Raw genomic sequence first — 25664 nt, forward strand, 5'->3', positions numbered from 1 at the left:
TCGGCCCCATGCCAGTCTCGGAAAACGCCCCCCCATCTCCCGCATCCACATTCCACTGAACAACGTGGTGGGTTTACACATCTAGCGCGCGAGGCATGTGTGACTCTGAGTGTCACTGGACGTGTTCTTGCAGACAATCGACAACGCCTTCGACGTACAGGATCATCTGCGCGCATAGCTGCAGTCCGTGATACCAGGGAAGGAAGTCGTTGAGTGGAAGTCCCGCCATTGCAGCGTCAATGGTAAAGCTGCGCCATTGAACAGGAAGCTTGCTTCTGTTGCCGAATTTCCACGCATTGTTGTGGCTGAAGGCATTGCGCAGGCGCATCGCGAAGGCGAACCAGTCCTGATCACGCAACTCTTTGAACTCGTTCTTTGCCTACAGCGTAGTCACAGGTGGCGGCCACGCTCTCAAAGCATCGCGTGCGATCAGCAGTCGTTCCATCGCTCGGTTGCGCTGTGGATCGAGTGCGTTCCTAACGTGGTTTATCGCGTGAGCATCCATGGCACGGTCATTCCGCGGGCGGGGGAGGCAACAGCTTGCCCGGATTCAAGATCCCATCCGGATCAAGCGCCGCCTTGATCGCGCGCATCGCGGCCAGCGTGGCCGGGTTGAAGGCCTGGGTCATGAAGTCGCGTTTGGCCACACCGATGCCGTGCTCGCCGGACAGCGTGCCCTCCAGCGCCAGCACCAGCGCGAAGACGCGCGGCAAGGCGGCATGTGCGCGTGACGTTTCATCGGCATCGTCCGGGTCGTACATGATGTTGACGTGCAGATTACCGTTGCCGGCGTGCCCGAAGACCACGATCGGTAACGCACATTCCGCCGCCAGCGCTTCCACGCCTGCGACCAGCTCGGGGATGCGCGAGACCGGCACCACCACGTCCTCGTTGATCTTGCCGGGCTTGATGGTGCGCAGTGCCGGCGAGAGCGCGCGGCGCGCAGCCCACAGTTTGTCGCGCGCGCTGCCATCGGCGGCCACGTCCAGGCTCAACACGCCCTCTCCATCGGCCGCGTCGTGCAGTGCCTGCAACGCGTAGGGCAGGGTGTCGTGATCGCCATCGGCCTCGATCAGCAGCATCGCGCCGGCATCGGGTACATCGCTGCCGTTGCGACGCAGCAGCGCAATCGCGCTGGCATCCATGAATTCCAGCATGGTTGGCGTGGTCGGTTGCGCCATCACCCGCGACACCGCTGCCGCCGCGCTGGCCGCATCGCGGTACAGCGCGCGCAGCCCGGCCTGCGTCACCGCGCGCGGGCTCAGTTTCAGGGTCGCTTCGACGATGATCGCCAGGGTGCCTTCGCTGCCGACCAGCAGATGGGTGAGGTCGTAGCCGGTGGAATTCTTGGTGTACGCACCGCCGCAGCGGATCACCTCGCCGGTGCCGGTGACGGCGACAAGGCCGAGCACATTGTCGCGGGTGGCGCCGTACTTCACTGCGCGCGGGCCGCCGGCGTTGGTCGACAGATTGCCGCCGACGCTGCAGATCTCCGCACTGGACGGGTCCGGCGGCCAGAACAGGCCATGCGGCTGCAAGGCCTGCTGCAGGTCGCCATTGAGTACGCCAGGCTGCACCACCGCGCAGCGGTCTTCCGGGCGCAGGGCCACGATGCGATTCATGCGCGCCATCGACACCACCACGCCGCCGGAAAACGGCACCGCCGCGCCGGTGGTGCCGGTGCCGGCGCCGCGCGCCACGATCGGCACACCATGCGCGCGGCAGGTCTGCACGATGGCGACCACCTCGTCGGTGTCGCGCGGCAAGGCGACGGCGGCGGGCAATGCCCAGCGGCGCGAGTCGTCTTCGCCATGACGGCGACGCGCATCGGCGCCGGTCAGCCAGCCATCGGCACCCAGGCGTGCGGCCAACTGCTCGGACAGTGTGGCGGGAAGGACATCGGTCATGACGGTGGATCCTGTGGCGGCATGCGTTGGAGACATCTGAATCCCAGCGCTGCGACGGTGAGCGGCAGCCAGACCCAACGCAGCTCGGAGAGCAGCGTGGCCAGACCGCGCGAATTGAAGAATCCGTTGGCGAACGGCGAGACGCGAATCGGCCGCCACGGCGCGAACCAGCGCGCCTCGCTCCATGGCCACGCCAGGGCCACGCCCAGCCCGCCGGAGGTCATCGCATCCAGCACCGGGTGCGATGCGGTGCAGACGAACATCCACACCGCGGCCTGCACGACATCCGCACGCAGACTGCGATGCGCTGCCGCGCCGAGCAGTGCGACGACGCCGGCGAACAGCAACGAATGGCTGGCACCGCGGTGGCCAAACGCATCGGCATAGGGAACGTGCAGCGCAAATGCCAACACATCCGCATCGGGCAGCATCGCCGCCACGATGCCGGCAGCGAGCAGGCGCGGCGAAATGCGTCCGCGTTCGCTGGCGCACCAGAGCGCAAGCGGGACCGCAGCGTGGGTCATGATGGTCGGCATCGGAGGTCGGGGCGAGCGTCTGGAAGAATCAGCAATCGTCGGCGCGGAACGCGTCGCGGATCCAGTGCAGCACCGGCGGTTCGCCGCTGGCGTCCACCACATCGAAGCGACACGGCAGCGCTGCCAGTGCCGGGTGCGCGCCCAGGAACAATTGCGCGGCCAGGACCAGCTTGCGGCGCTTGCGCAGATCCACCGAGGCCGCGCCGCCGCCGAAGCGGGTATCGCGGCGGTAGCGCACTTCCACGAATACCAGCGACTGCCCGTCGCGCATCACCAGGTCCAGTTCGCCGCCGCGGTAGCTGGCATTGCCTGCCACCCGCCGCAGGCCGGCCTGCTCCAGCAACGCGCAGGCCGCGGCTTCCACCGCCGCTCCGCGTTGCTGGCGCGCTGCCGGCATCGGCCTCAGCGGCCGTCGGCGATCGGCACCGGGCGGCCACCGTTGAAGGTGGACCAGGCCGGAGTGCGCAGCACGTTGCCGAAGCCGTCCAGATGCAGGGTGCCGGTCGCGCCACGCAGGCCGCCATCGGTGCCGGTGGCCAGCTTTTCCAGATACGCGCTGATCTTCCAGGCGTCGTAGCCGAATGCGAACAGGCGTGCGGCCGGGCCGCGCGCGCTGGGCAGGGTGCTGGCCACCTGGCTGGCCGCCGGCAGGCCGGACACGCCGAGCGCGGTCCAGGTTTCGCTGGGATAGACGATGCCGTCCAGGGCCAGGTCGTCCTCGACCTTGCCGGTGCCGGCCACCAGTTGCGAGGTGCCCACGCGCGACTTGCTGGCGAATCCGGCCAGCGCCAGCTGCGGCGCCAGCGCGCGCGCGGTGTTGCCGCGCACTGCCAGGAACACCGCATCGGCGGTGCCGTAGTTGCGCAGTTGCGCGCCGATGTCGCCCGGCGCCTCGGCCACGCTGATGCTGCCGGCCACCGTGCCGCCGCGTTCGCTGAAGCGGTCGCGGAAGGCCTTGATGGTGCGCTTGCCGTTGTCGTCGCCGGTGCCGACGATCAGCACATTGCGGCGCTCGCGCGAGAGCAGGTATTCGGCAGCCATGATGCCGTCGTCTTCCGGCGCCAGCGAGAAGCCCGCGCTGCCGGTAGGCGGTGCCTTGTTGTCGGTGGGGCGGTTGAGGGCCAGCACCGGCACCGCCAGCTGGCCGCGCGCGAACAACGCGCTGACCTCGTCACGACCCAATGGGCCGACCACGTAATCGACGCCGGCACTCACCGCCTTGTCGTAGGCAGCATTGGCACCGGCGGCAGTGCCTGCGGTGTCGAAGAACTGCAGCTCCGGGCGGCGGCGGGTTTCGGCGTAATAGCCGGCCAGCAGGCCATCGCGCACCGGCGCGGCGGCGGTGGCCAGGGTGCCGGTGAGCGGCAACAGCACGCCCAGCTTGACCGGCGGGCGATACCCATCGCGCTCGGCCGGTGGCCGCTTGCTGGTGTCGAAACCCCATTGCGCATCGCGCTCGAACGCGCGCGGCAGGGCCAGGCCACGGCTGATCAACGCCCGCCCGGCGAAGTTGTACAGCGGGTCGCCGGCCGGCAATGCGGCGGTGCGGCTCTTGAGCGTGGTGTCGTCCAGTGCGGCCAGCAGGCGCACGATGGCGCGCTGGTTCTCGCTTCGCGCGCTGCCGGTCAGGCTGGCATCGGCGCGCGCCCGCGCTGCCGCGGCGCCGAACAGGTCGCTGGTGGCCTCCAGCGCGGCGGCGTGGGCCAGCAGCCAGCGCGTCTGCAATGGCTGCGGCAGGCCCTGCGGGCTGTCGCCCAGCGCCTGCAGCGCCTGCGCGCCCTGCTTGTCGATCACCGCCAACTCGCCGGTCAGCAGGCCGAAGCGGGCACGGTCTTCGCCGCCCAGGTGGCGCGCGTTGACCTGCGCCAGCAGCGTGCGCGCACGCGCGTCGTCGCCGGCGTCGTGCCAGCCGAACGCGGCGGCGGCCAGCAGGCGGCTGCGCTGCGCGCCGCTGGCGTCGGCGGCCTCGGCTTCCAGTTGCTGCGCTGCCTCGCGCGGCTTGCCCTGGTCCAGCAGCGCCAGCGCCGCGCTCTGCGTTGGCGAGGCGGTCTGGGTGACGCTGCTGGTGGCGCAGCCGGCGGCCAGCATGACCAGCAGCGACAGGGCGGAGATCCTTGCAACACGCTTGTTCATTTCAGATCCATTGGACAGGGGCCGCCAGGGCGGTCCGTTGAAAACCGCTACGATTCTACCCTTTGCCCCCGGAAGCCCGCTGATGATGTCCCCTGGAACCCTGCACGTGGTCGCCACGCCGATCGGCAATCTGGCCGACCTGTCGCCGCGCGCGCAGGAGGTGTTGCGTGGCGTGGCCGCGATCTGCGCCGAAGACACCCGCCATACCCGCCAGTTGCTCGGCCATTTCGGCATCGATCGCCCGCTGCTGGCCCTGCACGACCACAACGAAGACGCCATGTCCGAGCGCATCGTGGCACGCCTGCGCGAGGGTGAATCGCTGGCCATCGTCAGCGACGCCGGCACCCCGCTGGTCAGCGACCCCGGCTTCAAGCTGGTGCGTGCCGCCCGCGCCGCCGGCATCAAGGTCAGCCCCGTACCCGGCGCCTGCGCGGCGATTGCCGCGCTCAGCGTGGCCGGCTTGCCCAGCGACCGCTTCGGTTTCGAAGGCTTCCTGCCGGCCAAGAGCGCGGCCCGCCGCGAGCGCCTGGCGCATCTGGCCGGCGAGACCCGCACGCTGGTGTTCTACGAATCCTCCCACCGCATCGTCGAGTCGCTGGCCGACCTGCGCCTGGCTTTCGGCGACGACCGCCCGGCGGTGATCGCCCGCGAGCTCACCAAGCTGTTCGAAACCGTGCTCGACGGCAGCCTGGCGCAGCTGCAGGCCCAGGTCGAAGCCGACGACAACCAGCGCAAGGGCGAGTTCGTGGTGATTGTGCAGGGCGCCGCCGACGCCGCCGATGGCCAGCTGGCCGAAGGCCGCCGCGTCTACGCCAAGCTCGCCGAGCACCTGCCGCCCTCCACCGCCGCCAAGCTCGCCGCCGAGCTGACCGGTGCGCCGCGCAAGGCGTTGTATGGCGGCTAGGTATGCTGTTGCAGGAGCGAGTTTGCGTGCACTGGGATTTTTCTCGGCAAGGCTTCTCGCGCCCGGGTGCGTTCCTACGGGCAATTGCGGGCCTACCGGCAACGGCGCCGGTGGCGGAGTCGCGTCGCCGTTGTGCACGGTGGCGATAGCGTATAGTGCGCCCCGGCGGAGTCGGCCAGACAGTCGCGTCACTCGCAAGAGTGCCGAGGAAAGTCCGGGCTCCACAGGGCAAGGTGCCAGGTAACGCCTGGGCGGCGCAAGCCGACGGACAGTGCAACAGAAAGATACCGCCTACGTTCCCTTCGGGGAGCCGGTAAGGGTGAAATGGTGCGGTAAGAGCGCACCGCGAGTCCGGTAACGGACCGGCACGGCAAACCCCACCTGGAGCAAGACCAAATAGGGATCCATTGGCGTGGCCCGCGCTGGATCCGGGTAGGTTGCTTGAGCGCTGCGGTGACGTAGCGCCTAGACGAATGACTGTCCACGACAGAACCCGGCTTATCGGCCGGCTCCGCCGCCTTCTGTCGGGCTACGCCCGCCTGAAGGCGCCCACGTTTTTACCGCCTGCGGCGGTACAAAACGCGGGCCCCGGCTCCGGGCATGCCAGATCCCCGCGGCTGTCGCCGCGCCCCCTTGACTCAAGGGGGCTTGCAGATAGAGGGTTGGCTGAGGGTGCTTGCGCGATGCGCTCGCTGTCGCGTTGTTCCTTGCAGGACGATGACGATGCGTGGCTCAACGCGCGATGCGCGGTCCATTCCTTCCACCGCTTGCGGGGGAAGGTGCCCGAAGGGCGGATGGGGGCGAGCATCAAGTCCCGCCTGCAGCGGTACAAAACGCGGGCCCCGCTCCGGGCAAGCCAAAACCCCGCGGCTGTCGCCGCGCCCCCTTGACTCAAGGGGGCTTGCAGGTAGTTGGTTGGTCGAGGGGCTCTTGCTACGCGATCAACTCCCTTCCACCGCTTGCGGGGGAAGGTGCCCAAAGGGCGGATGGGGGTGAGCAGTTCGTACCGGCTGCGGTAGTACAAAACGCGGCCCCGGCTCCGGGCATGCCAGATCGCCGCGGCTGTATCGCTGCCTTCTAGGGCGTTCGCCCAAGAAGGCACCCACGCTTCGTACCGCCTGCGGCGGTACAAAACGCGGGTCCCGCTCCGGGCGTGCCAAAACCCCGCAGCTGTCGCCGCGCCCCCTTGACTCAAGGGGCTTGCAGGTAGTTTGTTGGTCGAGGGGCTTTCGCTACGCGATCAACTCCCTTCCACCGCTTGCGGGGGAAGGTGCCCGAAGGGCGGATGGGGGCGAGCTTTTTGCTCTGGCCGTCCTGGCGGCGAATCGGGCGTCACGCGCTGCGATCCTGGATCAGCCGATGCTTCAGTGTGCGCAACCTGCCGCGACCTGCGTCATGGGCGTCTCGCTCACGCTGCAGATGCCAGCGTGCTGCCTAACCAAACGAGCGAGTGAACAGCTCGTCCAAGGCGTCGACGATGCGCTGCCCTTCGTCCTTCAATGAGCCAGCCGGCTGGGTGAGTACCGCGAGCGGGACCGAAGTCATTTCCAGCGGTTGCAGGATGACGCGGTGGCCGGCGACCACGAATTCGGGGGTGAAGCGGGATGGCGTCGGGGAGTGCGCGGATGTGCTGACCAATGGCACGACGACGCGGCGCGGGGAGGCATCGAAGATCTTCGACTGCACGACCACCACATAAGGAATGTGCTTGTTCCGTCCGACGTTGGCGTAGACATCGAACTGGTCGGTCATAGCGTGGAGAACTCGTCGGCAAAGGAACCGTGCGCGTCGGTGAAGGTCTTCCATTCGCTCGCGGCGCGCTGCAATTCCATCGCCCTGGCGCTGTGGGTGTCGCGCTCCCTGGCCACGTACTCGGCCAGCAGTTCCTCGACCTTGGCCGACAGGTTGCCGGTCATCGCGCGGGCCTGGGAGGCCAAGTCAGCGTTGATGGTCAGGTTCAGCGGCTTCTTCTGTGCAGAAGCATCGTAATAGCGGTTCATGCGTTGGCTCCTCGATCATGCGCACGCTATGCGCATGATTGTGGGTTGTCAACGTGTTCGGGGATGTCCAGCCGGGTTTCGCCCTGGAAGATGCCATCCGGGCCGAAGCGGCGCTCGTGGATGAAGCCGCCGCCGTGACGGTCCACCGCCACGATGGTGCTGGCGCGGGTGCCGTAGCCGGGGCCGGCGATGAAGGCGGCCGAGAGCAGGCGTTCGGTGGGCAGATCCACGCCGGTGCTGGGAAGGATGTGGTCAGGCGCGATGGCGGGGTTGCCCAGTGCATCCCATAGCGGTTGCAGGTCGTCGCTCTCGTGGGCACACCAGTCGTGCAGGGCGCCGGTCAACGCGCGCGTCTTTGGCCACGGCGTGTCCAGCGGGCCATTGGACATGCCGTGGATGCCTGGCTCCAGCTGGCGCGCCAGCGGTGGGTGGTTGCTCAGGTGCTCGCAGCGGTCTGCGTCGCACAGCAGCAGATTGAACGGCGGGAACTCATGCCCGGCGCCTGCCAGATCGCGGGCATAGCCAGCGGCGTCCAGGCTGCCGGACAGATAGTCCGCAATCAGATGTCCGCGCGAGCGGCCCGAGGCGGTGGCGAGCGGGTCGCGCACGTTGGTGACCACCGCAACGCGCCCATCGTCGCCCAGCCCGACCCAGCTGCCGCCCGAGCGCAGGTCGCGTCCGGCCAGCACGCCGTGCGCAGGCGCCGCCCACCGCGCGAGCGGGGCGGTCGGTCGCTCATGGAATTCGTCACGGTTGCCGGCCAGCAGCAGGCGCCAGCGCGGGTGGGTTTTCCAGGCAAGAGCGACCAGGCACATGCCGTCGATTGTCGCCGGTTTGCGCAGTTGCGGCGCGCCCCTGGCGCAGCGTGAAGTGAGACCGCGGTCGGGTTTACATGGCCTTCACGGCCCTGAATTTTCGTTCAATCTCAAAATCTGAGACGAAACAGCAACTTGTGGATAAGCTTTGAACAAGTCTCTAAAGAGTGCTGCAACTCATTGATGTGACTGGCGATTTGGGGTTGTCAAAGTTGTTGACAACCTTTGACGCGCTGCTAAGGTGGGCATCGGAGGGAAAACCAGGTGTTTTGTGGTTTTTCGTGGTTCAATGATCCCCCAGCGGGTATTCGAGGTTGCATTCGGTGTTTCAGGGCGAAACTGCCATCACGGTGGACGACAAAGGGCGCATGGCGGTACCCACCGCATACCGCGACCTTGTTGCGCGCGTGAGCGGCAATCGCCTGGTGCTCACCTACAACCCCTTCGAAGCCGGCTGTTTGTGGCTGTATGCGGAAAAGGAGTGGGAGCGGGTGCGCGACGATGTGATGTCCAAGCCCAACACCCAGCGCGTGGTCCGCACGCTGCAGCAGAAACTGGTGGGCTCATCCGCGGTGCTGGAGCTGGACGCCAATGGCCGTCTGAGCATTCCGGCCAGCCACCGCAATGCGGTGGGCATCGAAAAAAAGGCCGTGCTGCTGGGCATGGGCGACAAGTTCGAACTCTGGAGCGAGCAGGCACATCGCGCACTGATCCAGCAGACATTGTCTGACGGGGATCTGGGCGATGAATTGCTCGATCTCAGGTTGTGAGCCGGGGTGCCCGGATGCGCGGTGAAGCGCAGCCCGGTCACCCGGTGTCGCAGCCGCCGGCGGCGCATGTGCCGGTGCTGTACACGCAGGTGTTGGACGGCCTGCAGGTGACCGACAACCGAACCTACCTCGATGGCACGTTCGGGCGTGGCGGGCACGCACGTGGCGTGCTGGAACACCTTGGACCGGGAGGTCGACTGCTGGTGATGGACAAGGACCCTGAAGCGATCGCGGTGGCCGAACAGAGCTTCGGTGGCGATGCGCGCGTGTCCATCCATCGCGGCAGTTTCGCCACGCTTGGCCAGGTGGTCGCGGCCGCGACGGTGGACGGCATTCTGCTGGACCTGGGCGTGTCTTCGCCGCAGCTGGATGTGGCCGGGCGCGGTTTCAGTTTCGGCAAGGACGGCCCGCTGGACATGCGCATGGACCCGGACAGCGGCCAGAGCGCAGCGCAGTGGCTGGCGCAGGCCAGCGACCGTGAGATCGCCGATGTGCTATGGACCTATGGCGAAGAACGTCAGAGCCGGCGCATCGCACGGGCCATCGTGGCGCGTCGCGCCGAACAGCCGCTGCTGCGCACCGCCCAACTGGCCGATCTGATCGCATCGGTGATGCCGCGCGGCGACAGCAAGACGCATCCGGCCACGCGCAGCTTCCAGGCCATCCGCATCCACATCAACCGCGAGCTGGCCGATCTGGAGGCCGGGCTGGACGCTGCGCTGGACGCCCTCAAGCCGGGCGGCCGGCTGGCGGTGATCAGCTTCCACTCGCTGGAAGACCGCATCGTCAAGCAATTCATGGCCCGCTACGCCAAGGCCCCGCCGAGCAACCGCCGCCTGCCCGAAGCGCAGCCGTTCGTCCCCACGCTGCAGCTGGTGAGCGGCGCGATCAAGGCCGACGACGCCGAATTGAACATAAACCCCCGCGCTCGCAGCGCGGTGTTGCGGGTGGCTGAGAAGCTGGGATTCGGCAGTCGGGATTCGGGATTGGAGGAGCGCCCTGAGCGAATCCCCAATCCCCAATCCCCAATCCCGGCGTCTCCGAACGGAGACGCTGCATGAGCCGCCTGCTGCTTATCGTGCTGCTGGCCTGCAGCATCGCCTCGGCGATCGGGGTGGTGTACATGCGCCACATGCATCGCAAGCTGTTCGTGCAGTTGTCCAAGCTCGAACACACGCGCGATGAGTTGAATATCGAATTCGGCCGGCTGCAGCTGGAGCAGGCCACCTGGGCGGAAAGCAACCGGGTCGATCAGGTCGCGCGTGCGCGTATCGGGATGAAGTTCCCGGAGACCAACGACATCGTGGTCGTGCGCCCATGACACCACTGCACGACAGCCGTTTTGCACGGTCTAGCCGCCCGCAGGGTGGCGCACACGCAGGTGCGCCCATGACAAAACGGCAGGACAGCCGTTTTGCACGGCGCAGCCGCCCGCAGGGTGGCGCACACGCAGGTGCGCCCATGACACAACGGCACGACAGCCGTTTTGCACGGTCTAGCCGCCCGCAGGGTGGCGCACACGGAGGTGTCGCCATGACACAACGGCAGGACAGCCGTTGTGCACGGCGCAGCCGCCCGCAGGGTGGCGCACACGGAGGTGCGCCATGAAAACCGGCCGCAACCGTCCCCGCAGCAACTTCAACCTGCGCGGCCGCCTGACCCTAGTCGGCGTGGCGCTGGGCCTGTGCTCGGTCACCCTGATCGGCCGTGCGGCGTACGTGCAGCTGATCAACCGCGACTTCTACCAGCGCCAGGGCGAAGCGCGTTACCTGCGTGAGCTGCCCATCGCCACCTCGCGCGGCATGATCACCGATCGCAACGGCGAGCCGTTGGCGGTGTCCACGCCGGTGGAGTCGATCTGGGTCAATCCGCAGGAACTGCTGCGCAACCCGGACCGCATCCCCGAGCTCGCCACCGCGCTCGGCCAGCCGCTGGACGAGTTGAATGCCAGGCTGGCGCAGAAGGCCAGCAAGGAATTCATGTACCTGCAGCGCCGGATCAATCCGGACAAGGCGCATGCGATCGTGGACCTGAAGATTCCCGGCGTGTTCTCGCAGCGCGAGTTCCGCCGCTTCTATCCGCAGGGCGAAGCGATGGCCCACGTGCTGGGCTTCACCAATATCGACGACCGCGGCCAGGAAGGCCTGGAGCTGGCCTTCGACGAATGGTTGCGCGGCAAGCCCGGCTCCAAGAAGGTGGTGCGCGATGCGCGCGGCGCCATCGTGGAGAGCGTGGACCTGGTGCGTCCGGCGCAACCGGGCAAGGACCTGACCCTGAGCATCGACCGCCGCATCCAGTTCCTGGCCTACAAGGAGCTGCGCAACGCGCTGGTCGAAAACAACGCCGCCGGCGGCTCGATGGTGGTGATGGACGTGGCCACCGGCGAAGTGCTGGCGATGGTCAACCTGCCCACCTACAACCCCAATTCGGTGACCGGCATCAATCCGTCGGCGCGTCGCAACCGCGCGGTCACCGATCTGGTGGAGCCGGGTTCGACGATGAAGCCGCTGACCGTGGCCACCGCGCTGACTGCCGGCGTGGTGACCAAGGACACCGTCATCGACACCAACCCCGGCTACATGTCGGTGGGGCGCTTCACCATTCGCGATGTGCCGCGCAACAACGGCGTGCTCAACGTGACCGGGGTCATTACCCGCAGCTCCAACATCGGCGCGGCCAAGATCGCGGCCAAGGTGCCGGACCAGACCTTCTACCAGTCGATCCGCAACTTTGGTTACGGCAGCGCGCCGCATAGCGGGTTTCCGGGCGAATCGTCCGGCGTGGTGCTGCAGCCGCAGCGGTGGAGCGGCCCGTCCAAGACGACGATGTCCTACGGCTACGGCCTGTCGGTGACACCGCTGCAGATCGCGCAGGCCTATGCCACGTTGGGCAATGGCGGCAAGCTGACGCCGCCAACCTTCGTGCGTGGCCAACATAACGAATCGCGCCAGGTGGTCACCCCGGAAGTGGCGCGCGAAGTCATCGACATGATGGAAACCGTGGTCACCCAGGGCGGCGCCAAGGGCGCGGCGATCCTGGGCTATCACGTGGCCGGCAAGACCGGTACCGCGCGCAAGAACGGCGCCGGCGGCTACGAGCGCGGCCACTACAATGCGCTGTTTGCCGGCCTGGTGCCGGCGACTCGCCCGCGCTTTGCCACCGTCATCGTCATCAACGATCCGCAAGGCAAGGTGTACTACGGCGGCCTGGTGTCGGCGCCGGTGTTCCACAAGGTGATGGAAGGCGCGCTGCGCCTGATGGACGTGCCGCCGGACGACATCCAGTCGTGGCTGGCGGCGCAGGCGGCCGGCAAGACCGGCCAGCCGATCGCCAAGCCGCAGCCGGCCGATCCCGATCCGGCGCTGGTGCCGGACCCGGTGGACGAAGTGTCTGCGGGCATTCCGACCGCGCTCGCACCGCCTGCTGCGCCCGCGCAGCCGGCACCGTTGCAGGAGAGCCGCCAGTGAGCCGCAGCATGCCGCTGTCGCAGCTATTGCCTGACCTGACGCTTGCGCGCGATGTGCAGGTCTGCGGCCTGGTGATGGACAGTCGCGCGGTGCGTCCGGGCGATGCCTTCGTGGCGATCGCCGGGTTCGGCGCGCATGGGTTGGGCTTTGCCGAGCAGGCGCGCGCCAATGGCGCAGCGGCGGTGTTGTTCGAACCACCGGCGCCCGCCGACCTGCCGGCACCTGCCGATGCGATCGCGGTGCCCGGCTTGCGTGCGCGCCTGGGCGCGATGGCCGATCAGTTCCATGGCCACCCGTCGCGCGCGCTGCGCATGGTCGGCGTCACCGGCACCAACGGCAAGACTTCCACCGTGCAACTGCTTGCTCAGGCGCTGACCCTGCTCGGCACGCCGACCGGCACGCTGGGTACGCTGGGCGTGGGCCTGTACGGCGCAGCGGTGCCGACTGGATTCACCACGCCGCTGGTGCTGCCCATGCACGCGTTGCTGGCGCAGCTGCGCGAGCAAGGCGCGCAGGCGGTAGCGATGGAAGTCAGCTCGCACGCGCTCGACCAGGGCCGCGTGGATGCGGTGCATTTCGACGTGGCGGTGTTCACCAATCTCACCCGCGACCACCTCGACTACCACGGCGACATGGAGCAGTACGGCGCGGCCAAGGCCAAGCTGTTCTCACGCACCGGATTGCAGGCGGCAGTGGTGAACCTGGACGATGCGTTCGGCCGCACGCTGTTCGCCTCGCTCGATCCGGCACTGCGCGCGATCGGCGTGAGCTCCCGCGCCCAGGCCGGCGCCAGGGTCAGCGCGCAGGCCTTGCAACTGGACCATCACGGCATCAACTTCGCACTGAACATCCAGGGCGAAGTGCATCCGGTGCACTCGCCGCTGCTGGGCCGCTTCAACGTGGACAACCTGCTGGCCGTGGCCGGCGTCCTGCATGCGATGGATATCGCGCCTGCGCAGATCGCGCAGGTGCTGGGCCAGCTGCAGCCGATCCACGGCCGCATGAATCGCCTGGGCGGTGCGCATGGCGCGCCGCTGGTGGTGGTCGACTATGCACACACCCCCGATGCGCTGGAGCAGGCGCTGACCAGCCTGCGCTCGCATGCGCAGGACCGGCTGATCTGCGTGTTCGGCTGCGGTGGCGAACGCGATACCGGCAAGCGCCCGCAGATGGCGGCCATTGCAGAACTCAATGCCGACGTGGCGATCGTCACCGACGACAACCCGCGCGGCGAGGATGGCGATGCGATCGTCGCCGACATCCTGCGCGGCTTCGCGCGCCCGGATGCGGCCATCGTGCAGCGCGATCGCGCCGCGGCCATCCACCAGGCCATCGCCATGGCCAGCGCCTCGGACATCGTGCTGATCGCCGGCAAGGGCCACGAGCCGTACCAGGAAGTGGCCGGCGTGCAACATCCCTTCGACGATGCGGCGGTGGCAGCGCAAGCCCTGCTGCCGCGCACCGGGCTGGGGGTGCGCGCATGAAGCTCACCCCGCTGTCGCTGATCGCGCATTTTGCCGGCGGCGAACTGCATGGCGAAGACGCCATGATCGATGCGGTCGGCAACGACACCCGCACGTTAGGCAGCGGCAGCCTGTATGTGGCGCTGCGCGGCGAGCGCTTCGACGGGCACGACTTCGCGGCCGACGCGGTGGCGCGTGGTGCCAGCGCTGTGCTGGTCGAGCGCCTGTTGCCGGCGCTGGGCGTGCCGCAGGTATTGGTGGCCGACACCGAACTGGCCCTGGCGCGCATCGCCGCCGGCCTGCAGCGCGACCGTGCCACCCGTGTGATCGCGCTGACCGGCTCCAACGGCAAGACCAGCGTCAAGGCGCTGCTGCTGGCCATCCTGACCGAGGCCGGGCGTGTCGAGGGCACCACCGTCTATGCCACGCCGGGCAATCGCAACAATGAAATCGGCCTGCCGCTGGCGGTAATCGCCGCGCCGGACGATGCGGATATCGCGGTCTACGAAATGGGTGCCGGCAAGCCCGGCGACATCGCCTATCTCACCGACATCGCGCGGCCGCACGTGGCCCTGGTCAATAACATCGCACCGGCCCATCTGGAGCGCCTGGGCAGCCTGCTCGGCGTTGCACGGACCAAGGGCGCCATCTACACCGCGCTGCCGGCCGATGGCGTGGCGGTGATCAATGCCGACGACGCCTTCGGTGCGTGGTTCGAGCAGCAGTTGCTTGCGCAGCCGGTGCAGGGCCGTCGCGTGTTGCGGTTCGGCCTGCAGGCCAGTGCCGAGATCACCGCGCGCGGGCTGCGGCTGCATGCCGAGGGCGCGCAATTCACTCTGGTGACGCCGCAGGGCCAGGCGCAGATTGCGCTGCCGTTGCCGGGTCGCCACAACGTGCTCAATGCGCTGGCCGCCACCGGCCTGGCGCTGGGTGCGGGCATCGCATTGCCGGTGATTGCCGCTGGCCTGGCGCAGGCGCGTCCGGTGGCCGGCCGGCAGATCGCCCATCGCCTGCCCGGCGGGGCGGTATTGATCGACGACAGCTACAACGCCAACCCCGGTTCGTTGGATGCGGCCATCGATGCGCTGGCGGCCGCACCCGGCGAGGGCTGGCTAGTCCTGGGCGACATGCGCGAACTCGGCCCGGAAGGTGCCGCATTGCATGCCGCTGCCGGTCGGCGCGCCCGCGCGGCCAAGCTGCAGCGCCTGTATGCGCTGGGCGAACTCAGTGCCGCGGCTGCGCAGGCGTTCGGCGCCGGTGGGCGGGTGTTCGCCACGCATGCGGAGTTGATCGATGCGTTGCGGAGGGATCTGGCCGGGACCCGGGACCCGGGACCGGGGACCGGGGAAACGCAACAGCAAGCACCAGAAAATATGCAGGGAAATGTTTTGAGTCACGATCAGCAAGCGCAGTCTACCGATGCCCTCCCGGGTTCCCGGTCCCCGGTACCCGGTCCCGGCTCCACCACGATCCTGGTGAAGGGCTCGCGCGGCAGCGCCATGGACCGCATCGTCGCCGCGTTGCTCGCACCTGCGGAGGATGCCTCCCATGCTGCTTGAATTGGCGCGCTGGCTGCAGCAACTGGAGAGCCTGTTCGGGCTGTTCAACTATCTGACCTTCCGCGGCATCCTGGCGGCGCTGACGGCGTTGTTCCTGTCGTTGTGGATGGGCCCTGCAGTGATCCGCAAGCTGGCCCAGTTCAAGGGTGGCCAGCCGATCCGGCAGGACGGCCCGCAGACGCATTTCTCCAAGGCCGGCACGCCGACCATGGGCGGCTCGCTGATCCTGCTCACCGTCACCCTGTCGGTGCTGCTGTGGGGCGACTTGCGCAACCGCTACGTGTGGCTGGTGCTGGCGGTGATGATCTGCTTCGGCGCGATCGGCTGGTACGACGACTGGATCAAGATCGTCAAACGCGATCCCAACGGCCTGAAGTCGCGCTGGAAATACCTGCTGCAGTCGATCTTCGGCCTGGCCGCCGGCCTGTTCCTGTACTACACCGCCGACGTCCCGGCGGCGATCACCTTCTACATTCCGATGTTCAAGTCGATCGCGCTGCCGCTGGCCGGCGTGAGCTTCGTGGTGATCGCCTATTTCTGGATCGTCGGCTTCTCCAATGCGGTCAACCTCACCGACGGCCTGGACGGTCTGGCGATCATGCCCACCGTGCTGGTGGCCTGCGCGCTGGGCGTGTTCGCCTACGCCTCGGGCAACGTGGTATTCGCCGAATACCTCAAGATTCCGCTGATTCCCGGCGCCGGCGAGCTGATCATCATCTGCTCGGCAATCGCCGGGGCAGGGCTGGGCTTTCTGTGGTTCAACACCTACCCGGCGATGGTGTTCATGGGCGACATCGGCGCGCTGTCGCTGGGCGCGGTGCTGGGCACCATCGCGGTGATCGTGCGCCAGGAGCTGGTGCTGGTGATCATGGGCGGCGTGTTCGTGATCGAAACGCTGTCGGTGATGATCCAGGTGGCCAGCTTCAAGCTGACCGGCAAGCGCGTGTTCCGCATGGCGCCGATCCACCACCACTTCGAACTCAAGGGTTGGCCGGAGCCGCGGGTGATCGTGCGCTTCTGGATCATTTCGGTGGTGCTGGTGCTGATCGGCCTTGCCACGTTGAAGGTGCGCTGATGAACGACATGTCCCGCCAGGCCACGCGACTGGACGCCATCGGCGGCCGCTACGATCCGTGGCTGCTCGGGGCCGCGGTCACGCTCGCCTCGCTGGGCGTGGTGATGGTGGCCTCCAGTTCGATCGAGCTGGAAGCCAGCCCGTTCTATTACCTGACCCGCCACCTGCTGTTCCTGGGCGTCGGTATCGGGCTGGCCTTCTGGGCCATGCGCACCGAGCTCAAGACCATCGAGCAGCACAACCAGATGCTGCTGCTGGGCTGCTTTGTCATGCTCATCATGGTGTTCGTGCCGGGCCTGGGCAGCACCGTCAACGGCGCCAAGCGCTGGATCAATCTGGGCGTGTCCAGATTCCAGGTGGTCGAATCGGTCAAGGTGCTCTACATCATCTGGCTGGCCAGTTACCTGGTGCGCTTTCGCGACGAGGTCAACGCGACCTGGCAGGCCATGCTCAAGCCGGTGTTCGTGGTCGGTTTCCTGGTGGCCCTGCTGTTGCTGCAGCCGGACTTCGGTTCCTCGATGCTGTTGTTGAGCGTCACCGCCTGCATGCTGGTGCTGGGTGGCGCGCCGATCGGGCGCATCATCCTGCCGATCCTGTTGCTGCTGCCGGCATTGGTGGCGCTGGTGATCTTCGAGCCGTACCGCATGCGGCGCGTGACCTCTTTCATGGATCCGTGGGTCGATCAGCTCGGCTCGGGCTACCAGCTGTCCAACGCGCTCATGGCCATCGGCCGCGGCGAGTGGACCGGCGTGGGCCTGGGCGCGTCGGTGCAGAAGCTCAACTACCTGCCCGAATCGCATACCGACTTCATCTTCTCGGTGATCGCCGAAGAGCTGGGCTTCATCGGCGTCTGCGGCGTGGTGGCCCTGTATGCGCTGCTGGTCGGCCGGGCGTTCTGGCTGGGCATGCGCTGCGTGGAGATGAAGCGCCATTTCTCCGGCTACGTCGCCTTCGGCATCGGCCTGTGGGTGGCGATGCAGAGCTTCGTGTCGATCGGGGTGAACCTGGGGATCCTGCCGACCAAGGGCCTGACACTGCCGCTGATTTCCTCCGGCGGTTCCTCGGTGCTGATGACCTGCGTGGCGATGGGCCTGCTGCTGCGGGTGTCCTACGAAATGGACCGCGCCGAGCGGCTGCGCAGCAAGTTGTCGCCGCAGGGTGCGGGCACTGCACCCTCCGAGCCGGCCGAGCCGGCGGTCGATCCGGTTCCGCCGGCGTATACCGCGGGACGCAGGCCGCAGCGCGAGACGGCTGCCGCGCCGGCACCGGTGGCAGCGCCGTCAACGGCAGCACCTTCGGTGGCGCCGGCGTCGGCCATCCTGCGTGGCACCAGCCGCATGCAGCCGCGGGTGGAACCGACCTTCGGGAGGATCGCGTGAGCGCTCATGCCAATCCCTCGCAAGCGCCCGCACATCCAGGTGCGGGGAATCGACCGGTGATGATTCTGGCCGGCGGTACCGGTGGGCATATCTTTCCGGGCCTGGCCGTGGCCAAGGTGCTGCGCGCGCGTGGCGTGCCGGTAACCTGGCTGGGTGCCGACGGCGCGATGGAAACGCGGCTGGTGCCGCAGCACGCCATCGACATCGACACCCTGGCCATCAGTGGCCTGCGCGGCAAGGGCATGATCAAGTTGCTCGGCGCACCGGTACGAGTGATGCGCGCGGTGCGCGCGGCTGGCTTCGTGCTGCGCAAGCGCCAGCCGCGCGCAGTGGTCAGTTTCGGTGGCTTTGCGGCTGGCCCGGGCGGCCTGGCCGCGCGCCTGCTCGGCGTGCCCTTGCTGGTGCACGAACAGAATCGCGCGCCCGGCATGACCAATAAGGTGTTGTCGCGCCTCGCGCGGCGCGTGCTGACCGGCTTTCCCGGCAGCTTCGCCGGCGAAGAGGCAGTGGGCAATCCGGTGCGTGCGGAAATCGCCACGCTGCCGGATCCGGCAGTCCGCCTGGTCGGCCGCGGTGGCCCGGTGCGGTTATTGGTGCTGGGCGGTAGCCAGGGCGCCCGCGTGCTCAATCAGGCCGTGCCGTCGGCGCTGGCCGCGCTCGGTCACCCCGACGTGCAGGTGCGCCATCAGTGCGGCGAAAAGCTGCGCGGCGAAGCCGATGCGGCGTATGCGCAGGCCGGCGTCGATGCCAGCGTCGAACCGTTCATCGCCGACATGGCCGCCGCCTATGCCTGGGCCGATCTGGTGGTGTGTCGCGCAGGTGCATCCACGCTGGCCGAACTGTGCGCGGCCGGTGTCGGCAGCGTGCTGGTCCCGTTCGCCGCCGCCGTGGACGACCATCAGACCCGCAATGCCGAATACCTGGTCGGCGCCGACGCCGCGGTGTTGCTCAAGCAGGACGACACCCTGGCGATGCGCCTGCAGCAGGTCCTGCAGACCCTGCTCGCCGACCCCGCACGCCGCCTGTCGATGGCGCAAGCCGCCCGCACCCTGGCCAAGCCGGATGCCGCCGAGCGCATCGCCGACATCATTCTGGAAGAAGCCGGGAATGGGGATTCGGGATTCGGGATTCGTAACAAGCAACAGCACAAGCAGGACAGCATGCAGACATCCGTAAATGGCGACCGCTCGGCGCAGTTGATCGCTACCAATCCCCAATCCCGACTCCCTAATCCCGGCACCTCCGCAGGAGGTGCAGCATGATCCGCCGCCTGCAGGACAGTGGCGATCTGGTGCGCGCGTTTCCGCGCGTGCATTTCGTCGGGATTGGCGGCACCGGCATGAGCGGCATTGCCGAGGTGATGCTGACGCTGGGCTATGAAGTCTCCGGCTCGGACAATGCCGATAACGCGGCGACGCGCCGGCTGGCCAAGCTCGGTGCGCGCGTGATGCGCGGCCACTCGGCCGCCAACGTGCTGGGCACCGATTGCGTGGTGGTGTCCAGCGCGATCCGCGAAGACAACCCCGAACTGATGGAAGCGCGCAGCCAGCGCATTCCGATCATGCCGCGCGCGGCGATGCTGGCCGAGCTGATGCGTTTCCGTCGCGGCATCGCGGTGGCCGGAACGCACGGCAAGACCACCACCACCAGCCTGGCGGCCGCGGTGTTGAGCGAGGGCGGGCTGGATCCGACCTTCGTCATCGGCGGGCAGCTGCTGGCTGCCGGTGCCAATGCCAAGCTCGGCGGCGGCCAGTGGCTGGTGGCCGAAGCCGACGAAAGCGACGGCAGCTTCCTGCGGCTGAATCCGCTGATGGCGGTGATCACCAACATCGACGCCGATCATCTGGAAAACTACGGCAACGATTTCGCCCGCGTGCAGGCCGCGTTTGCCGAATTCCTGCAGCGCCTGCCGTTCTACGGGCTGGCGGTGCTGTGCATCGACGACCCGGAAGTGGCTGCGCTGGCCGGCAAGACGCCGCGCCATGTGATGACCTACGGCATCAGCGAGACCGCCGACGTGCGCGCCGAGGACGTGGTGCAGGATGGCCCGCGCATGCGTTTCACCCTGCGCCTGCCCGAAGGCACCACCACGCCGGTGACGCTGGCCTTGCCGGGCCGCCACAACGTGCTCAACGCCCTGGCCGCTGCGGCGATCGGCTGGCAGTTGGGCGTGGAGCCGCAGACCATTGCGCGTGCGCTGGAAAACTTCGCCGGCATCGGCCGCCGTTTCAACGATCTGGGCGAAGTCACCACCGCCAATGGTGCGCGCGTGCGCGTGGTCGACGATTACGGCCACCATCCGCGCGAGCTGGAAGCGGTGTTCGCCGCCGCTCGCGGTGGCTGGCCGGACAAGCGCCTGGTGGTGGCGTTCCAGCCGCACCGCTACAGCCGCACCCGCGACCAGTTCGATGCGTTCGCCGCGGTGCTCAGCACCGTCGATGCGCTGGTCCTGAGCGAGGTCTATCCAGCCGGCGAAGCGCCGATCCCCGGTGCCGATTCGCGCGCGCTGGCGCGTGCCATCCGCGCGCGCGGCCGCAGCGAGCCGGTGGTCGTGGGCCAGATCGCCGGCCTGGCCGAAGTATTGCCGGACGTGCTGCAGGATGGCGACCTGCTGCTGATGATGGGCGCCGGCGATATCGGCTATGTGGCACAGCACATCATCAACAACGGGTTCGTTGGGGGTGAGGCATGAGCGCGCCCTCTAACGGGACCCGGGACACGGGACCCGGGACCGGTGAAGAGCAGGGCGTGCAGTCCGCCTTGTCCCAGGTCTCCGGCCCCGCATCTTCCCGCACCACCGATCCGGCAACCTTCGGCCGCGTTGCGGTGCTGCTCGGCGGTACCTCGTCCGAGCGCGAGGTGTCGTTGAATTCCGGCAGCAACGTGCTGGAAGCGCTGCGCGCGCGCGGGGTCGATGCGCAGCCGGTGGACGGCATTCCGGCACTGCTGGCGGCGATCGACGCCGGCACGGTGGATCGTGTGTTCAACATCCTGCACGGCGGCGACGGCGAAAATGGCGTGCTGCAGGGACTGCTGTGCGCGCTGCAGGTGCCGTTCACCGGCGCCGGCGTGCTCGGCTCCGCGCTGACCCTGGACAAGGTGCGTACCAAACAGGTCTGGAGCGCGGCCGGATTGCCCACCCCGGAATTCGTGCGCGTGCCTGCGGGCGGCGATCTGCATGCGGCCGCGCAGGCCCTGGGACTGCCGGTGTTCATCAAGCCATCCAAGGAAGGCTCCAGCGTCGGCGTGTTCCGGGTGTTGGCCGAAGCCGACCTTGCACCGGCGCTCGCCTTTGCGCGGACCTATGCGGGCGAACTGCTGGTCGAGCAGATGGTGCAGGGCGAGGAATACACCGTCGGCATTCTCGGCGAGATCGCGCTGCCGTCCATCCGCATCGTTCCTGCCAGTGAGTGGTACGACTATCACGCCAAGTACGTGGCCGACGATACGCAATACCTCTGCCCCGGCATGCAGGGCGACGAGGAGGCCGCGATCGGCGCACTGGCGCTGGCGGCATTCCAGGCGGCCGGCTGCAGCGGCTGGGGGCGCGTGGACGTGATGCGCGACCGCGTGCGCGGCCTGCAACTGATCGAAGTCAACACCGCCCCCGGCATGACCAGCCACTCGCTGGTGCCCAAGGCCGCCCGTCAGCTCGGCATCGATTTCGAAGAACTGGTCTGGCGCGTGCTGGAGCAGACGCTGTGAGGCCGGGATTGGGGATTGGGGATTCGGGATTGGCTAACAGCGACGCCATGCGCGCGGTTGCCGTTGCTGTGGCGAATCCCCAATCCCGAATTTCCAATCCCGCGCGCGCAGCGCGCGCCGTGACGAATCCCCAATCCCCAATGCCCAATCCCGTGTGCGGAGCACACCAATGAACGCCACCTTGCGCATCCTCGCCTGGCTGCTCGCGGTGGCGCTGGTCGCGTTGCCGGTGGTGGCCGTGCTCAATGGCTGGGTCGGTGCCGAGCGCTGGCCGCTGGCCAAGTTGCGGGTGTCCGGCGATTTCAAGCGGGTGCCGGCCGAGCAATTGCGCGCGGTGGTGCTCCCGTACGCGCGCGCAGGCTTCTTCGCGGTGAAGCTGCAGCAGGCGCAGGATGCCATCGCGCGGCTGCCGTGGGTGGAAAGCGCGCAGGTGCGCAAGCGGTGGCCGGATGTGCTGGAAGTGCACGTGACCGAGCACAAGCCGTTTGCGCGCTGGGGCACCGACCGCATGCTGTCCGAACAGGGCCGGCTGTTCCGCACCCCGCCGCTGCTCAAGGATTTCAAGTTGCCCCAGCTCGGCGGCCCGGACAGCAAGACCCAGGATGTGGTGGCGCTGTACAACGAGTCGCGCGCGCTGTTCGCACCGACCGGGCTGGACGTGGAGCGTCTTGAAATGGACGCACGCGGCAGCTGGTCGCTGCAGCTGAGCAACGGCCTGCAGATCATGATCGGCCGCGACGATGCGCGCGCCCGCCTGCAGCGCTTCGCGCGCGTGTTGCCGCAACTGGCCGACCCGCAGCGCCCGATCGCGCGCGCCGACCTGCGCTACACCAACGGATTTACCGTTGAACGGCAGCGATTGGAGAGTGGGGATTCGGGATTGGAAAAAGCGCAGCCCCGGCATCGCGCAGCACCTTCCGCACCTCCCGTCGCCCTGGCATTTCCGCGTTTTCCCAATCCCGTATCCCGAATCTCGAATCCCGGCTTTAAGACATGAACCGCAAAGGCGACAAATCCCTCATCGTTGGACTGGACATCGGCACCTCCAAGGTCGTCGCGCTGGTCGGCGAGTATTCGCCCGGCAATCCGATCGAAGTGATCGGCATCGGTTCGCATGAGTCGCGCGGCCTCAAGCGCGGCGTGGTGGTGGACATCGAGTCCACCGTGCAGTCGATCCAGCGCGCGGTCGAAGAGGCCGAGCTGATGGCCGGCTGCGAGATCCGTTCGGTGTATGCCTCGATTTCCGGCAACCACGTGCAGTGCAAGAACTCGCCCGGCATCGTGCCGATCCGCGACGGCGAAGTGACCTGGAGCGACCTGGAGCGCGTGCTGGATGCGGCCAAGGCCGTGGCCATTCCGGCGGACCAGCGCATCCTGCATGCGATCCCGCGCGAATACGTGCTGGACGATTCGCAGGAAGGCATCCGTAACCCGGTCGGCATGACCGGCGTGCGCCTGGAGGTGCATGCGCACCTGGTGGTGTGCGCGCAGTCGGCTGCGGCCAATATCACCAAGTGCGTGCAGAAGTGCGGCCTGCAGGTGGACGATCTGGTGCTGTCCTCGCTGGCCTCCTCGGTGGCGGTGCTGACCGCCGACGAGCGCGAGCTGGGCGTGGTGCTGGTGGATATCGGCGCCGGCACCACCGATCTGGCGGTATACGTGCAGGGCGCGATCTGCCATACCGCCTCGCTGCCGATCGCCGGCGACCATGTCACCAACGACATCGCGCACATGCTGCGCACGCCGACCCCGGAAGCCGAGCAGATCAAGGTCCGCTACGCCTGCGCACTGGCGCAGCTGGCCACCGCCGAAGAGAGCATCCAGGTGCCGTCGGTCGGCGACCGCCCGCCGCGCCGGATGCCGCGCCACGCGCTCGCGCAGGCGGTGCAGGGGCGCTACGAAGAAATCTTCGAGATGGTGCAGGCCGAACTGCGCCGCTCCGGCTTCGAGGAAATGGTGCGCGCCGGCATGGTGCTCACCGGTGGCGCCTCGAAGATGGAAGGCGTGGTGGAGCTGGCCGAGGAAATGCTGCAGATGCCGGTGCGCGTGGGCATTCCGCAGCACGTCACCGGCCTGGGTGAAGTCGTCGGCAACCCGGTACACGCCTCCGGCGTGGGCCTGTTGCTGATGGGCAGCCAGATCGAACATCCGCGTCGTCCATCGATCCCGACCGGGCGCGCGGGCAGCTTGTTCAAGAAATTGAAGAACTGGTATCGCGGGGAATTCTGAGGAGCCGGGATTTGGAATTCGTGATTTGGGATTGGCAAGAGCGAAAGAAAAGCAGGGCGGCGGCGAAGATAAGTGGAGAGCGGTGAGCGGGCAGGCGGTAAAATTTTTTGCAGGCATTGCGTCGAGGAGTAGGTGACACGAGCCGTGGAGCGCAACAGCGAATCTATGGCCCCGCCACACGAATCCCGACTTTCAAACAACAACACTCGCCGTGATGCGAAGTGGGCAGGGACCAGCGCTTTTGCGAATCCCCACTCCCCAATCCCGGCTCAGGAGGACACTGACATGGCACATTTCGAACTGATTGAAAAAATGGCTCCCAACGCGGTCATCAAGGTCGTTGGCGTGGGCGGCGGCGGCGGCAACGCGGTGGCGCACATGGTCAACACCAATGTCGATGGCGTGGAATTCATCACTGCCAACACCGACTCGCAGGCGATCAAGAACTGCGGCGCCAAGTTGCAGCTGCAGCTGGGCACCAACGTCACCAAGGGCCTGGGCGCGGGCGCCAATCCGGAAGTCGGCCGCCAGGCCGCGCTGGAAGATCGCGAGCGCATCATGGACGCGCTGCAGGGTGCGGACATGGTGTTCATCACCGCCGGCATGGGCGGCGGCACCGGCACCGGCGCGGCACCGGTCGTTGCGCAGCTGGCCAAGGAAATGGGCATCCTGACCGTGGCCGTGGTCACCAAGCCGTTCCCGTTCGAAGGCCGCCGCCGCATGCAGGTGGCGCTGAAGGGCATCGAGGAACTGAGCCAGCATTGCGACTCGCTGATCACCATTCCCAATGAAAAGCTGATCACCGTACTGGGCCGCAACGCCACCATGATCCAGGCGTTCCGCGCTGCCAACGACGTGCTGCAGGGCGCCGTGCAGGGCATCGCCGACCTGATCGTGCGTCCGGGCCTGATCAACGTCGACTTCGCCGACGTGCGCACCGTGATGTCGGAAATGGGCCTGGCCATGATGGGCACCGGCTCGGCACGCGGCGACGACCGCGCGCAGGCCGCCGCCGAAGCCGCCATCCAGAACCCGCTGCTGGACGATGTGAACCTGGCCGGTGCCAACGGCATCCTGGTCAACATCACCGCCGGCCCGGACTTCACCATGTCCGAGTTCGACGAGATCGGCCGCACCATCGAAGCGTTCGCCTCCGAGGACGCCACCGTGGTCGTCGGCACCGTGCTGGACCCGGACATGCAGGACGAAGTGCGCGTGACCGTGGTGGCCACCGGCCTGAACCGTGCGGTCGCCCGCCAGACCCAGCGTCCGGACCAGCGCGCGCCGATCAAGCTGGTGCGCAATGCCACCACCGGCCAGCCGGAATTTGGCGACTTCGACACCAGCAGCGGCGATGCGGTGTCCAAGGCCGTCGGCGGCAGCATGGGCCTGGGCCTGCGTCGTCCGAGCAGCGACTCGGTCGGCGGCAGTTCTGCGGGCAACTCGGCGCCGGCGGCGGCCGACCTGCCCAACGACTACCTGGATATCCCGGCGTTCCTGCGCCGCCAGGCCGACTGACGGGCGCCGGCTGCGTCGCCACGGTGGCGCAGCCCGTCCAGCCCCGACGACTCCGTCGGGGCCGCCATGCCATGTCCCTTTCTGCCGGATCGGTCACGATCCGGCAGCTTTTGCAGTGGCGTGACCGCGGCGTTACAGCTCTCGTCACGCGTAACTTGTTAAAATTCGGCTAACCTCAGCGAATTAGACAGCCTGTTCAGCGTC

Annotated in this window: 22 protein-coding genes, 1 other RNA gene and 1 pseudogene; 16 read left to right on the forward strand and 8 right to left on the reverse strand. The window is 67.6% G+C overall.

The features are described 5' to 3' along the window. Positions 1-112: 112 nt before the first annotated feature. From XcodCFBP4690_RS20310 to XcodCFBP4690_RS20330, 5 genes and pseudogenes are all read right to left on the reverse strand, one after another. Positions 113-413 (reverse strand): annotated as a pseudogene (locus XcodCFBP4690_RS20310) (hypothetical protein); the annotation flags it as partial. Between the two features lie 99 nt (positions 414-512). Further along, positions 513-1907 carry an FAD-binding oxidoreductase gene (locus XcodCFBP4690_RS20315; RefSeq protein WP_104543912.1) on the reverse strand — a complete coding sequence of 465 codons (1395 nt, stop codon included), beginning with the start codon at positions 1905-1907 and terminating at the stop codon, positions 513-515. Continuing rightward, positions 1904-2443 (reverse strand): metal-dependent hydrolase, encoded by a 540-nt coding sequence (locus XcodCFBP4690_RS20320; protein ID WP_104543914.1) that lies wholly within the window; start codon positions 2441-2443, stop codon positions 1904-1906. The genes XcodCFBP4690_RS20315 and XcodCFBP4690_RS20320 overlap by 4 nt, the downstream gene beginning before the upstream one ends. Positions 2444-2471: 28 nt before the next feature. Then, positions 2472-2840, reverse strand: coding sequence for a YraN family protein (locus XcodCFBP4690_RS20325; protein WP_104543916.1), 369 nt, complete (start codon positions 2838-2840; stop codon positions 2472-2474). 5 nt (positions 2841-2845) lie between these two features. After that, complete coding sequence (locus XcodCFBP4690_RS20330; protein ID WP_104543918.1) at positions 2846-4576, reverse strand: penicillin-binding protein activator; 1731 nt, start codon at positions 4574-4576, stop codon at positions 2846-2848. Positions 4577-4658: 82 nt separating this feature from the next. Here XcodCFBP4690_RS20330 and rsmI point away from each other — a divergent pair, with 82 nt between their 5' ends. Beyond that, positions 4659-5480 (forward strand): 16S rRNA (cytidine(1402)-2'-O)-methyltransferase, encoded by an 822-nt coding sequence (gene rsmI, locus XcodCFBP4690_RS20335; protein WP_104543920.1) that lies wholly within the window; start codon positions 4659-4661, stop codon positions 5478-5480. 167 nt (positions 5481-5647) lie between these two features. Then, positions 5648-5997: RNase P RNA component class A (gene rnpB / locus XcodCFBP4690_RS20340), an RNA gene on the forward strand. 917 nt (positions 5998-6914) lie between these two features. Here rnpB and XcodCFBP4690_RS20345 read toward each other — a convergent pair. From XcodCFBP4690_RS20345 to XcodCFBP4690_RS20355, 3 genes are read right to left on the reverse strand one after another with little or no spacing between them, the layout of a single operon-like run. Then, on the reverse strand, positions 6915-7232 hold the full coding sequence (locus XcodCFBP4690_RS20345; protein WP_104543922.1) for a CcdB family protein: 318 nt from the start codon (positions 7230-7232) through the stop codon (positions 6915-6917). Continuing rightward, positions 7229-7480: a type II toxin-antitoxin system CcdA family antitoxin gene (locus tag XcodCFBP4690_RS20350; protein WP_104543924.1), complete on the reverse strand. Its 252-nt coding sequence runs from the start codon at positions 7478-7480 to the stop codon at positions 7229-7231. Before XcodCFBP4690_RS20350 ends, XcodCFBP4690_RS20345 begins: the two co-directional genes overlap by 4 nt. Before the next feature lie 26 nt (positions 7481-7506). Next, entirely contained in the window at positions 7507-8295 is a 789-nt protein-coding gene (locus XcodCFBP4690_RS20355) for an NRDE family protein (RefSeq protein WP_104543926.1), read from the reverse strand. A gap of 314 nt (positions 8296-8609) precedes the next feature. Here XcodCFBP4690_RS20355 and mraZ point away from each other — a divergent pair, with 314 nt between their 5' ends. The 14 genes from mraZ to ftsZ all read left to right on the forward strand — a co-directional run bounded on the left by mraZ (position 8610) and on the right by ftsZ (position 25460). Next, positions 8610-9065: a division/cell wall cluster transcriptional repressor MraZ gene (mraZ, locus tag XcodCFBP4690_RS20360; protein ID WP_005910933.1), complete on the forward strand. Its 456-nt coding sequence runs from the start codon at positions 8610-8612 to the stop codon at positions 9063-9065. Positions 9066-9079: 14 nt separating this feature from the next. Then, on the forward strand, positions 9080-10126 hold the full coding sequence (gene rsmH, locus XcodCFBP4690_RS20365; RefSeq protein ID WP_146091990.1) for a 16S rRNA (cytosine(1402)-N(4))-methyltransferase RsmH: 1047 nt from the start codon (positions 9080-9082) through the stop codon (positions 10124-10126). Then, positions 10123-10386, forward strand: a complete 264-nt coding sequence (ftsL, locus tag XcodCFBP4690_RS20370; protein ID WP_005991913.1) for a cell division protein FtsL — start codon at positions 10123-10125, stop codon at positions 10384-10386. The genes rsmH and ftsL overlap by 4 nt, the downstream gene beginning before the upstream one ends. 283 nt (positions 10387-10669) lie before the next feature. Then, complete coding sequence (locus XcodCFBP4690_RS20375; RefSeq protein ID WP_104543928.1) at positions 10670-12532, forward strand: peptidoglycan D,D-transpeptidase FtsI family protein; 1863 nt, start codon at positions 10670-10672, stop codon at positions 12530-12532. An 8-nt stretch (positions 12533-12540) separates the two neighbouring features. Beyond that, positions 12541-14016, forward strand: coding sequence for a UDP-N-acetylmuramoyl-L-alanyl-D-glutamate--2,6-diaminopimelate ligase (locus tag XcodCFBP4690_RS20380; protein WP_208622777.1), 1476 nt, complete (start codon positions 12541-12543; stop codon positions 14014-14016). Beyond that, complete coding sequence (locus XcodCFBP4690_RS20385; protein ID WP_104543932.1) at positions 14013-15554, forward strand: UDP-N-acetylmuramoyl-tripeptide--D-alanyl-D-alanine ligase; 1542 nt, start codon at positions 14013-14015, stop codon at positions 15552-15554. The genes XcodCFBP4690_RS20380 and XcodCFBP4690_RS20385 overlap by 4 nt, the downstream gene beginning before the upstream one ends. Further along, positions 15544-16629 (forward strand): phospho-N-acetylmuramoyl-pentapeptide-transferase, encoded by a 1086-nt coding sequence (gene mraY / locus XcodCFBP4690_RS20390; protein WP_104543934.1) that lies wholly within the window; start codon positions 15544-15546, stop codon positions 16627-16629. The genes XcodCFBP4690_RS20385 and mraY overlap by 11 nt, the downstream gene beginning before the upstream one ends. Next, positions 16629-18008: a putative lipid II flippase FtsW gene (gene ftsW, locus XcodCFBP4690_RS20395; RefSeq protein ID WP_104543936.1), complete on the forward strand. Its 1380-nt coding sequence runs from the start codon at positions 16629-16631 to the stop codon at positions 18006-18008. Before mraY ends, ftsW begins: the two co-directional genes overlap by 1 nt. A gap of 59 nt (positions 18009-18067) precedes the next feature. Then, the gene (gene murG, locus XcodCFBP4690_RS20400) at positions 18068-19270 is read left to right on the forward strand and encodes an undecaprenyldiphospho-muramoylpentapeptide beta-N-acetylglucosaminyltransferase (RefSeq protein ID WP_244183751.1); all 1203 of its coding nucleotides are present in this window, start codon (positions 18068-18070) and stop codon (positions 19268-19270) included. Then, positions 19267-20700, forward strand: a complete 1434-nt coding sequence (murC, locus tag XcodCFBP4690_RS20405) for a UDP-N-acetylmuramate--L-alanine ligase (protein WP_104543940.1) — start codon at positions 19267-19269, stop codon at positions 20698-20700. The genes murG and murC overlap by 4 nt, the downstream gene beginning before the upstream one ends. A 68-nt stretch (positions 20701-20768) precedes the next feature. Continuing rightward, a complete protein-coding gene (locus XcodCFBP4690_RS20410; RefSeq protein WP_208622776.1) occupies positions 20769-21713 on the forward strand; it encodes a D-alanine--D-alanine ligase in 945 nt (314 codons plus the stop codon). A gap of 169 nt (positions 21714-21882) precedes the next feature. Continuing rightward, a complete protein-coding gene (locus tag XcodCFBP4690_RS20415; RefSeq protein ID WP_104543944.1) occupies positions 21883-22710 on the forward strand; it encodes a cell division protein FtsQ/DivIB in 828 nt (275 codons plus the stop codon). After that, positions 22707-23942, forward strand: coding sequence for a cell division protein FtsA (gene ftsA, locus XcodCFBP4690_RS20420; protein WP_003485272.1), 1236 nt, complete (start codon positions 22707-22709; stop codon positions 23940-23942). The genes XcodCFBP4690_RS20415 and ftsA overlap by 4 nt, the downstream gene beginning before the upstream one ends. Positions 23943-24227: 285 nt before the next feature. Then, positions 24228-25460 (forward strand): cell division protein FtsZ, encoded by a 1233-nt coding sequence (gene ftsZ, locus XcodCFBP4690_RS20425; protein WP_104543946.1) that lies wholly within the window; start codon positions 24228-24230, stop codon positions 25458-25460. Positions 25461-25664 lie beyond the last annotated feature (204 nt).

The organism is Xanthomonas codiaei, assembly GCF_002939785.1.
GTDB classification, from domain to species: domain Bacteria; phylum Pseudomonadota; class Gammaproteobacteria; order Xanthomonadales; family Xanthomonadaceae; genus Xanthomonas; species Xanthomonas codiaei.

Coding starts and splice junctions, on each gene's coding strand:
- XcodCFBP4690_RS20315 (WP_104543912.1), bottom strand. CDS start 1,907: ATGACCGATGTCCTTCCCGCCACACTGTCCGAGCAGTTGGCCGCACGC.
- XcodCFBP4690_RS20385 (WP_104543932.1), top strand. CDS start 14,013: ATGAAGCTCACCCCGCTGTCGCTGATCGCGCATTTTGCCGGCGGCGAA.
- ftsW (WP_104543936.1), top strand. CDS start 16,629: ATGAACGACATGTCCCGCCAGGCCACGCGACTGGACGCCATCGGCGGC.
- XcodCFBP4690_RS20350 (WP_104543924.1), bottom strand. CDS start 7,480: ATGAACCGCTATTACGATGCTTCTGCACAGAAGAAGCCGCTGAACCTG.
- mraY (WP_104543934.1), top strand. CDS start 15,544: ATGCTGCTTGAATTGGCGCGCTGGCTGCAGCAACTGGAGAGCCTGTTC.
- murG (WP_244183751.1), top strand. CDS start 18,068: ATGATTCTGGCCGGCGGTACCGGTGGGCATATCTTTCCGGGCCTGGCC.
- ftsZ (WP_104543946.1), top strand. CDS start 24,228: ATGGCACATTTCGAACTGATTGAAAAAATGGCTCCCAACGCGGTCATC.
- XcodCFBP4690_RS20320 (WP_104543914.1), bottom strand. CDS start 2,443: ATGCCGACCATCATGACCCACGCTGCGGTCCCGCTTGCGCTCTGGTGC.
- ftsL (WP_005991913.1), top strand. CDS start 10,123: ATGAGCCGCCTGCTGCTTATCGTGCTGCTGGCCTGCAGCATCGCCTCG.
- XcodCFBP4690_RS20380 (WP_208622777.1), top strand. CDS start 12,541: ATGCCGCTGTCGCAGCTATTGCCTGACCTGACGCTTGCGCGCGATGTG.
- XcodCFBP4690_RS20415 (WP_104543944.1), top strand. CDS start 21,883: ATGAACGCCACCTTGCGCATCCTCGCCTGGCTGCTCGCGGTGGCGCTG.
- XcodCFBP4690_RS20325 (WP_104543916.1), bottom strand. CDS start 2,840: ATGCCGGCAGCGCGCCAGCAACGCGGAGCGGCGGTGGAAGCCGCGGCC.
- XcodCFBP4690_RS20345 (WP_104543922.1), bottom strand. CDS start 7,232: ATGACCGACCAGTTCGATGTCTACGCCAACGTCGGACGGAACAAGCAC.
- rsmH (WP_146091990.1), top strand. CDS start 9,080: ATGCGCGGTGAAGCGCAGCCCGGTCACCCGGTGTCGCAGCCGCCGGCG.
- murC (WP_104543940.1), top strand. CDS start 19,267: ATGATCCGCCGCCTGCAGGACAGTGGCGATCTGGTGCGCGCGTTTCCG.
- rsmI (WP_104543920.1), top strand. CDS start 4,659: ATGATGTCCCCTGGAACCCTGCACGTGGTCGCCACGCCGATCGGCAAT.
- XcodCFBP4690_RS20355 (WP_104543926.1), bottom strand. CDS start 8,295: ATGTGCCTGGTCGCTCTTGCCTGGAAAACCCACCCGCGCTGGCGCCTG.
- XcodCFBP4690_RS20375 (WP_104543928.1), top strand. CDS start 10,670: ATGAAAACCGGCCGCAACCGTCCCCGCAGCAACTTCAACCTGCGCGGC.
- ftsA (WP_003485272.1), top strand. CDS start 22,707: ATGAACCGCAAAGGCGACAAATCCCTCATCGTTGGACTGGACATCGGC.
- XcodCFBP4690_RS20330 (WP_104543918.1), bottom strand. CDS start 4,576: ATGAACAAGCGTGTTGCAAGGATCTCCGCCCTGTCGCTGCTGGTCATG.